9 protein-coding genes are annotated in these 8,065 nt (G+C 47.1%); 3 read left to right on the top strand and 6 right to left on the bottom strand.

All coding sequences use genetic code 11. From position 1 onward, the window contains the following. The first annotated feature begins 285 nt into the window (after positions 1 to 285). The gene (locus tag H6F50_RS10800) at positions 286 to 1,062 is read left to right on the top strand and encodes a DUF1350 family protein (RefSeq protein ID WP_190428694.1); all 777 of its coding nucleotides are present in this window, start codon (positions 286 to 288) and stop codon (positions 1,060 to 1,062) included. Between the two features lie 264 nt (positions 1,063 to 1,326). Here H6F50_RS10800 and H6F50_RS10795 read toward each other — a convergent pair whose 3' ends face one another. The 5 genes from H6F50_RS10795 to H6F50_RS10775 form a co-directional block, all read right to left on the bottom strand. After that, on the bottom strand, positions 1,327 to 1,815 hold the full coding sequence (locus H6F50_RS10795) for a hypothetical protein (protein WP_190410456.1): 489 nt from the start codon (positions 1,813 to 1,815) through the stop codon (positions 1,327 to 1,329). Positions 1,816 to 1,875: 60 nt separating this feature from the next. Then, positions 1,876 to 2,418 carry a Dps family protein gene (locus H6F50_RS10790; protein ID WP_190410457.1) on the bottom strand — a complete coding sequence of 181 codons (543 nt, stop codon included), beginning with the start codon at positions 2,416 to 2,418 and terminating at the stop codon, positions 1,876 to 1,878. A 131-nt stretch (positions 2,419 to 2,549) separates the two neighbouring features. Beyond that, positions 2,550 to 3,164: a nucleotide exchange factor GrpE gene (grpE, locus tag H6F50_RS10785; protein WP_190428695.1), complete on the bottom strand. Its 615-nt coding sequence runs from the start codon at positions 3,162 to 3,164 to the stop codon at positions 2,550 to 2,552. 145 nt (positions 3,165 to 3,309) lie between these two features. Next, positions 3,310 to 3,861 carry a DNA starvation/stationary phase protection protein Dps gene (gene dps, locus H6F50_RS10780; protein ID WP_190428693.1) on the bottom strand — a complete coding sequence of 184 codons (552 nt, stop codon included), beginning with the start codon at positions 3,859 to 3,861 and terminating at the stop codon, positions 3,310 to 3,312. A gap of 149 nt (positions 3,862 to 4,010) precedes the next feature. Beyond that, entirely contained in the window at positions 4,011 to 4,274 is a 264-nt protein-coding gene (locus H6F50_RS10775; RefSeq protein ID WP_190410890.1) for a sulfiredoxin, read from the bottom strand. A gap of 299 nt (positions 4,275 to 4,573) precedes the next feature. On the opposite strand from H6F50_RS10775, the gene H6F50_RS10770 reads away from it, so the two are divergent. Continuing rightward, positions 4,574 to 6,190: a SpoIID/LytB domain-containing protein gene (locus H6F50_RS10770; RefSeq protein ID WP_242028978.1), complete on the top strand. Its 1,617-nt coding sequence runs from the start codon at positions 4,574 to 4,576 to the stop codon at positions 6,188 to 6,190. Positions 6,191 to 6,430: 240 nt separating this feature from the next. Here the strand turns inward: H6F50_RS10770 and H6F50_RS10765 are convergent, their stop codons facing one another. After that, on the bottom strand, positions 6,431 to 6,727 hold the full coding sequence (locus tag H6F50_RS10765; RefSeq protein ID WP_190410460.1) for a ferredoxin: 297 nt from the start codon (positions 6,725 to 6,727) through the stop codon (positions 6,431 to 6,433). Between the two features lie 421 nt (positions 6,728 to 7,148). Here H6F50_RS10765 and H6F50_RS10760 point away from each other — a divergent pair. After that, positions 7,149 to 8,065 (top strand): Gfo/Idh/MocA family oxidoreductase (locus H6F50_RS10760; RefSeq protein ID WP_190428691.1); only part of this gene is annotated, 917 nt, incomplete at its 3' end.

The raw sequence follows: 8,065 nt of genomic DNA, 5'->3' as shown, positions 1-8,065 counted from the left end.
CAAGCACAGGCAGCAGCTAAAAAGCAACGTCTGGGTTTTTGGAATCAAGCTCAACCGATGATGCCGTGGGATTTCCGCCGCACTCAGGGCAGTCGGAGTTAGTAGAGCGGTAAGGAAGAGAACGAATATACTTTGAGCCTTCGCAAAAAGCGCTGGGTAAGCAAAGGCGATCGCATTCTCTGTTTGTCAGTGCGTTAGCGAAGTGAAGCCGTTAGGCTTATCGCTCCCCACCTCCGTCAAGCAAGCTTTAAGATGAAGAAGTATTAACAACGCGAATATCGCTTCATGGACTGGAAAGAAATATCCGGTAATTGGGTGTTAATTCCCCAACATCCTGTAGGAATTGTGCATTTTCTTGGGGGCGCATTTGTGGCGGCTGCACCCCACGTCACTTATCGCTGGTTATTAGAACAACTAGGGAATCAAGGGTATGCGGTGATTGCGACGCCGTTTGTGAATACGCTGGATCATAGCGCGATCGCAGGCAACGTTCTCCTGAGCTTCGATAGCGCCATCGAACAATTACGGGCAAAAGCGTTATTGCGGCGGCGATATCTCCCAATCTACGGACTTGGACACAGCATGGGTTGCAAACTGCATTTACTCATTGGTAGTCTTTTTTCAGTGGAACGTGCTGGGAATATCCTGATTTCCTTTAATAACTACACCGCAAGCGAAGCCATCCCATTTGTGCAGCAGTTTAATTTCAGCCCAGCTTTTAATGTCGAGTTTACACCTTCGCCGGTAGAAACTAACAAGTTGATCGCTGATAAATACAGTATTCCGCGAAATTTACTGATTAAATTTTCTAACGATACGCTTGACCAATCAACTGGCTTAACTGAGGTTTTGCAAAAGCGATTTTCGGGGATGGTAGCAATGCAAATGTTACCAGGAAGTCATATTACACCGCTTGGTCAAGATGTCAATTGGCAAGCGGGAAAGGACTTCACACCGTTTGATGCTGTTGGTCAATGGGTGAAGCAAGAAATTTTATACAAAGAGCTGAATTTGTTGAAAAGAGAAATTCTCCGCTGGTTACAGCCTTTCTCTCCTACTTAACAATTACTTGAATATTTAGTAGCAGCAATGGTGTAACTGCTGCGTGTAGGCTGAACAAGGCAAGAAAGAAAGCTCGTGTTATAGCAGTCCTAAAGGATTCCTAAAGGCAAGATCCCCGGCTTCGAGAGAGAATTAGGGTATCTGACATTGCTGGCATCTCATCACTCAAATAGGATTGCTATTAGCAAAACACAATAATAGATTGTGCTTTTCTTTCTTGAGCATCAACTAGCTGCGAAAGTCCTACTAATTTTATTGTTTACTTCAGCAACGTGGCGGCCCATCATCGTAGGAAATTAAATTATCTCCTGACTCAAGAATAAACTTAACTTGGTGGTCTGTAGCAACATGAAACCACCAACTGTGTTTAAGTTCCCCTCTTTTATACGGGCTGTCCCACTTACAAACAAATATTATGTTTTCCCCTCCCACAGGTAAGTGAACGGAGGAATTGCTTTTTTGGGAAAAAATTCTATTCTTTAATTTTTGAACTAGAGTGACCGAATCGTTTTGTTGTTTAGCAGCTTCGCCTTCAAAGGTAATAGTGAGCAGCGTTATCTTAGGGTAGCACTCAGTTGGAATGCAAACACCGCCTACATACTGTAAAGTTAAAATATTTTCCGAACCAGGGGAATCAGGCCATTCTTGAACACACCCATTCTGATTCTGATAAATTCGTGGTGGTGATGGTAGCAAATTAGCTACTTGTTTAGCTAATTTAATTGCTTCAGTAGGACTCAGTTCTGGCTGCATAAAAAAACTTGAGGAGGTAGAACTTAATCTACCTCCTCAGTGTCTACTTTTCCGAATGAATTACTTCATGTTGACAGGAACTTTCAAACCTTCTGCTGAGAGTCTGCCGTCTGGCTGAATGGATTCACCTTCGATGAAGGAACGCAACATCCAAGCCATTTGCTCATGTTGTTCCATCAAGCCGGTGAGGAAATCAGCGGTACCTTGATCGTGGAAGTTATCACCGCACTGATCGATGTGTTCGCGCAGGTTGCGGATAACCAGTTCGTGATCTGACACGAGGTTTTCTACCATGTGAAATGCGTTGGGAAGAGTACCCGGATCTTCTTTAATAGAAGCGTACTTCAGGAAGCCTTCCGCAGTTCCTACGGGATAACCACCCAAGGCGCGAACTCGCTCAGCGATCGCATCAATGCTTTCCGTCAACGCGGTGTAGTGTTCTTCCCATAGCTGGTGCAGGGAGCGGAACTGAGGGCCAACCACATCCCAGTGGTACTTTTTGGTTTTGATCAATAGCAGGTAGGCATCCGACAGATCTTTATTTAATAAATCCGTCACGCCTTGACGCTGCTCTTCTGTTAAACCTATGTTTAAAGGACGCATAATTGTTGTGTTCTCCAGCGATAATCACTCTTACTAGTGCAACAAATCTATACAGGGGATTCATCAGCCAAAGGGGAGATTAGTCGAGCGCTTGATATTGCGTGGGTTTGAACGTAGTCAGATGGGTAGGCTCAAGCTTTGGATATAGCACTGACTTTGACGCGGTGCAGCAGTTTCTCTCCTTGGCGGTAGCCGAGATTACTGACTTTCACAATTTCTCCAGGTTGAGCAGTTCCTTTAATGAGTTGATGGAACTGCGGATCGTAAGGGAGTTCTGCACCGACAGATGCGATCGCTTCGACTCCCCATTGAGAAAGCATCTGTTGCACAGGTCGGACTAATGGCAGCAATTTCACCGCTTCCATCTGGGGATTCTCTAAAGCTCTGGCGGCTGCGGTAGGCCAATACAACAAAAAAGATTCTAAAACTTGCAGGCTTGACATCTGGAATTCCTGCATTAAAGTTTCTCGCTGCTGTTCTAAGAGCGATCGCAGCCGCTGATACTCTTGCTGTAAAGACGCCAACTCATGCTCCCGATTTATCTGCTCTCCCAGCGCTGGCGGTTTCCTATCCCCAAAGGTGGTCAGTAACTCGCTTACTGACACTTTCAACGCTTGGGAGAGCTTGATCAGGGTTTCTACTCGCATCTGCGAAACTTGTCCCAGTCGCAGTCGCTGGACTTGTCGTTCTGAAACTCCAGCTTGCCGACTCAAAGCTTTATAACTAGAAATCCCCGCCAGTTGCATGAGTTGCTGCAACTGGCGGGCAAATTGCTGTACAGAATCTGGTTCGTTTACCACGTTTGCTTTTTCAGTTCGCCCCGCAGGTGCGTTTTAATTATTGAAAGCTCCTAGGGGCACACAACTCGCTGTGCGCCCCTACTGTCAGTAATTAATGTTTACTGGCAACTGCTTGTCTTGTGCCAACAGAGGTTAGGGTTCCAGTTTGCAGATGCGCTTCTAAGAACCACAACCGCTTATCGATCGCGCGAGACACTTCTGTGTAAAGGTCTGCGGTATCAGCATCGCCTAAATCGGCTGAAGCATCAATATTTTGGCGCAGCGACTTGGCATAAGGTGCAAAGCGTTCCGCCAAAGCGATAATGTGGTCTTTGCCGTCGATGATATCGATCGGATACTCTGGCAAAATAGAGGCAGCTACCGCCATCCGAGCCGTTCCCATTGCCAACCCTCCTAGAGCGGTGACTCTTTCGGCAAACAGATCGGTGAATTCTTCCAACTCAGTAGCAACCTCATCAAAAAGTTGGTGTAACTGGTAGAAGTCCATCCCTTTAACATTCCAGTGCGCTTGCTTTACCTGAGTTTTTAGGTCAAGGGTGGTTGCTACGGTTTGGTTCAGAAGCTCGATTACCTTAGAGCGAGTTTCTGCGGCGATGTCAATGCTAGTCGGGTAGAGACGTTGATGATGATTGATACTACTCATATGCCTTGATCCTTTTAGATGGAAGTGTATAGAAAAGCACAGACTTTTGTAGATTATCTTTGCACGCTTAGGACAAGATAAACTGCGATCGAGGATACTAATTCGCAGTACAGGCTGAATTTTGAGCTGGAAAGCTTGTTTTTGAATACTCAAGCTAAATGCATTCTCAGAACAGAGCGCGGTGCGCGGCGAATCCGGCAAGAAATTGTTTCTTGACCTAGGCGCTGACAAGCTTCAAATCGATGACAGCCGGAAAAACCATAGTATTCTCCATCTACTTCCAGCACGTCGATGGGTTCTTGCTGACCGATTTCTTGAATGGATTCCATCAAAGCCGCTACTTTGGCTTGGTCAGTTTGTCGCGGCAGAGGACGATGAATCTTTTGCAGGGGTATTTCTTGCACCCTTACCATAGGACGAGTAGCTGTCTCCATCTGTTGTTTCTTTCTAAATCATACTCGGAATGACTTCGACTTGACAACTGGATACTTTAAATTAAGCTGAAGATTGTCGTTCATCCCCGATCTATTCGTCCTGGCGTCTATCACAATAGATGGAACAACTAGCTGCGTAGGTTGAGACAAAATATAGAGTCAGCTTTGAAGAAAAATCTTCTATCCTCAGATAGTCCATGCAAAAAAAGGGATGTACCTTGAGGCAGAATTTGGTAAAAACCAAATCGCAAAGTCGGAAATTCACTCGTCCGGCTGGGATGGGAAAACGTTTAGGTCACTGGTCCCGCACCATTTTGACGGTGTTTGGGCTGATAGGACTCACAGCGGCGTCTGGACCGGCACCCAGTAGCAATGATGTGGAACTGAAAGTGGGGGTTGTGCAGCGATTTGGTGAGGAACCCGACCAAATGAGGTTGCAGGCAACATCGGGCGATCGCTTGATGTTGCGCTTTAATACAGGCGATCGCCAACAAACCCTGCAAACCACCAGTGCCAAGCTAGAAGTGACCATGCAACCTCTACCAGCACCTGCTTTAGAGGAACGGCTTGTCCTGGGCATTTATCGGAGTTTTGAGATGGCGGAAGACAGTGCCAAAGCGTGGCAAGCCAAGGGAATTGAGGTTGAGGTAGCGCAGCCGGAACGCTGGCAGGTGTGGGCAAAACGCGATGTTTATAAAACGCCTTTAGTGCGCCGCTGGCTGTTGCAGAACCTTCAAGCTCAAGGCGATCGCGCTGCGTATTTGGAGACGGAAGTGGTGCAGAAAGTGCCCAAAGCGTCTCTCGTGGTGAATGGTTTTCGGTACGATCGCGACCAGATAGAGATTATCCCTGGCAAAAACCCGATCCAGGTGACAAAAGGCAAAAACTCGAAAAATAGCGTTCTCTACGCTGGCTCGTTGCGGCTGCAACCCAACGCTTACGGCACTTACACCCTGGTCAATCAAGTACCGTTAGAAATTTATCTGCGGGGCGTTGTACCGCACGAACTGGATGGCGGTGCCCCCTATGCGGCGGCGGAAGCGCAGGCAATCATTGCTCGGACTTATGCACTGCGGAACTTACGGCGGTTTACAGTGGATGGGTACGAACTGTGTGCAGACACCCACTGCCAAGTTTACAAGGGTCTCACCGGCACTGTACCGACGACAGACAAAGCGATCGCGGCGACGAAAGGTCAAGTGCTAACTTACCAGAATGAACTGGTGGATGCCCTTTATTCCAGTACCAGCGGTGGCATCAGTGCGCCCTTTAATGATGTCTGGAATGGCCCAGATCGCCCGTATCTCCAAGCCGTGGTAGATTCATCTGGGACAATTTGGAACCCGCAGTTGTCTTTGGCTCAAGAACAAAATTTCCAGCGGTTTATCAGCCTGAAACAAGGATTTCACGAAACTGGCGGCAATTGGTTTCGCTGGAGTAAAGCCAGCAGTATCGCTCAGATTACCCAAGATTTGCAGCTTTATCTCAAGCGGACAAAGACTCCCCATACTCCCTTTAAAGCAATTAAGCAATTGCGGGTAGCAGAGCGATCGCCCTCCGGACGGATTATCCGACTGGCAGTGCAAACCGACACTGGCGTGGTTGAAATTCTCAAAGATGATATCCGCAGTGCCTTCCGACCACCCCGCAGCACCCTTTTCTATCTACAGCCTATCTATGGCGCAGACAAAACCGTAAAAGGTTATGCCTTTACTGGGGGCGGATTGGGGCATGGCGTCGGCATGAGCCAAACCGGCGCATTCAATTTAGCGAAAGCGGGTTGGTCAAGTCAGCAGATTCTCAACTTCTACTATCCTGGTGCCCAAATTCAGCCTCTTAATCAGTCCATTACCTTCGGCCCGGATCAAAATACAAAAGCGTTGCCCAACTCCTGAAAACAATCAAGCAGGGACACTGGAAGAGTGTCCCTGCTAAAAAGCTTAGAAGTTGTCAGTTATTTGGCGGCGGGTTTAATCCAGATATCTGTAAATAGTCCATCCTATCGATCAACCCGCCCATACAAGTCAGTTGCTGGTTTGAAAAGACGCCAATAATAGCGCGTCTTTTACTGATATCCGTTGTACGTTGTTTTTTCTTGTCTGCGATCGCTGACAACCAACCACTGACTGGTTTTCTTAATAGAGTTCTTCTTCTTGGTGGGTCATGATGGTGCAATCCGACTTGGGATAAGCCACGCAAGTCAGGACATAGCCAGCTTCAATCTGATCGTCATCCAGGAAAGACTGGTCAGATTGATCGATATCACCCTCAGTCACTTTGCCAGCGCAGGTTGAACAAGCACCAGCGCGACAGGAGTAGGGCAGATCGAGACCTTGATCTTCTGCGGCGTCAAGAATATAGACGTCGCCTTCAACTTCAATCGTGGTGTCCAGCCCTTCGGCTTCGTTAATTAACCTTACTTTATAAGCCATGTAGCGTTCCTCTCAAGTAGTCGAAATGGCAGTAGTAATTCAGAGTAGAGCGACCTTCCTCGCTAGACTAAGCTCAGGTAAAGGTTTGCTTACTAGGTTCACTTCCTCTTTAGATACTACGGGAAAAACCAGAGCCTTCAACACGAGATCAATAGATGGTGTGAATGGTATTCGTAATAAACTTTTAAGATTCAATCCTAATTACTTATACTTATCAATGGAATGGTAGACCAGTGATACGATGTTCAGCTGACAATTCCTCGAGAACATCGAGATACCTTCTTCGGGGTAAATATATTAGCTGTAATTATAGAAAGAATTAATAACAACAATTAATCTTTAAATTCAGACAGATGAACTGAAAAATTTAGAGATTAATCACCGGATGATTTTTTACTGTTAGCAACAACACATTTTTAAAATGCCAACATCAGTGTCTCATCCTGCGTGGTCTGGCAAGCTCCCAATCGGTGTCGGGCTGGTGGGAACCGGATATGCAGCTAAACTCCGGGCGCAAACATTTCAATCCCAAGATAGAACCCAGCTAGTAGCCGTTGCCGGACATACCCCGGACAGCACAAAGGAATTTGGTCAAACCTACTCTTGCCAAGCCGTTTCATCTTGGGAAGATTTAGTGGGGCGAGAGGATATCGATTTGATCGTCATCTGCACGGTAAACCAGCAGCATGGAGCGATCGCGCGTGCCGCACTTGAAGCTGGCAAACACGTTATTGTCGAATATCCGCTGTGCTTGGACGTTGCCGAAGCAGAAGCACTCATTGCCTTAGCACGCGATCGCAACCAACTCCTGCACGTCGAGCATATAGAAATTCTGGGCGGTTTGCATCAAGCACTGCGGCAATCCTTACCCGAAATTGGAGAAGTCTTTTACGCCCGTTACAGCACCATCAATCCCCAGCACCCAGCACCCCAGCGCTGGACTTATCACCCAGAATTGTTTGGTTTTCCTCTGTGCGGTGCCCTCTCTCGCATCCATCGCCTAACTGATTTGTTTGGAACTGTTGCTACCGTCAGCTGTCAAGCACGGTATTGGGGCGAGGGGGCGTTCTACCAATCCTGTTTTTGCACAGCCCAGCTAAAGTTTACTAGCGGCGTGGTTGCAGAGGTGATTTATGGAAAAGGGGAAAATCTCTGGCAACCATCACGAAGTTTTGAGGTTCACGGAGAACACGGGGGATTAATTTTCGATGGAGATGAAGGCAAGCTAATCAAAGAGAACGAGACAACACCAATTGAAGTGGGAGGGCGTCGGGGTTTATTTGCCAAAGACACCAGCATGGTTTTAGACCACTTGATTGAAGGCACACCGCTGTATGT

This window comes from Coleofasciculus sp. FACHB-712, assembly GCF_014695635.1.
GTDB lineage: Bacteria > Cyanobacteriota > Cyanobacteriia > Cyanobacteriales > FACHB-T130 > FACHB-T130.
Note: the sequence above shows the minus strand (reverse complement) of the source record. Positions and strands in the feature narration are given on the sequence as shown.

Excerpts from the sequence above, each read along its gene's own strand:
- H6F50_RS10800 (WP_190428694.1), top strand. The coding sequence starts at position 286 with ATGGACTGGAAAGAAATATCCGGTAATTGGGTGTTAATTCCCCAACAT.
- H6F50_RS10795 (WP_190410456.1), bottom strand. The coding sequence starts at position 1,815 with ATGCAGCCAGAACTGAGTCCTACTGAAGCAATTAAATTAGCTAAACAA.
- H6F50_RS10790 (WP_190410457.1), bottom strand. The coding sequence starts at position 2,418 with ATGCGTCCTTTAAACATAGGTTTAACAGAAGAGCAGCGTCAAGGCGTG.
- grpE (WP_190428695.1), bottom strand. The coding sequence starts at position 3,164 with ATGCAACTGGCGGGGATTTCTAGTTATAAAGCTTTGAGTCGGCAAGCT.
- dps (WP_190428693.1), bottom strand. The coding sequence starts at position 3,861 with ATGAGTAGTATCAATCATCATCAACGTCTCTACCCGACTAGCATTGAC.
- H6F50_RS10775 (WP_190410890.1), bottom strand. The coding sequence starts at position 4,274 with ATGGTAAGGGTGCAAGAAATACCCCTGCAAAAGATTCATCGTCCTCTG.
- H6F50_RS10770 (WP_242028978.1), top strand. The coding sequence starts at position 4,574 with ATGGGAAAACGTTTAGGTCACTGGTCCCGCACCATTTTGACGGTGTTT.
- H6F50_RS10765 (WP_190410460.1), bottom strand. The coding sequence starts at position 6,727 with ATGGCTTATAAAGTAAGGTTAATTAACGAAGCCGAAGGGCTGGACACC.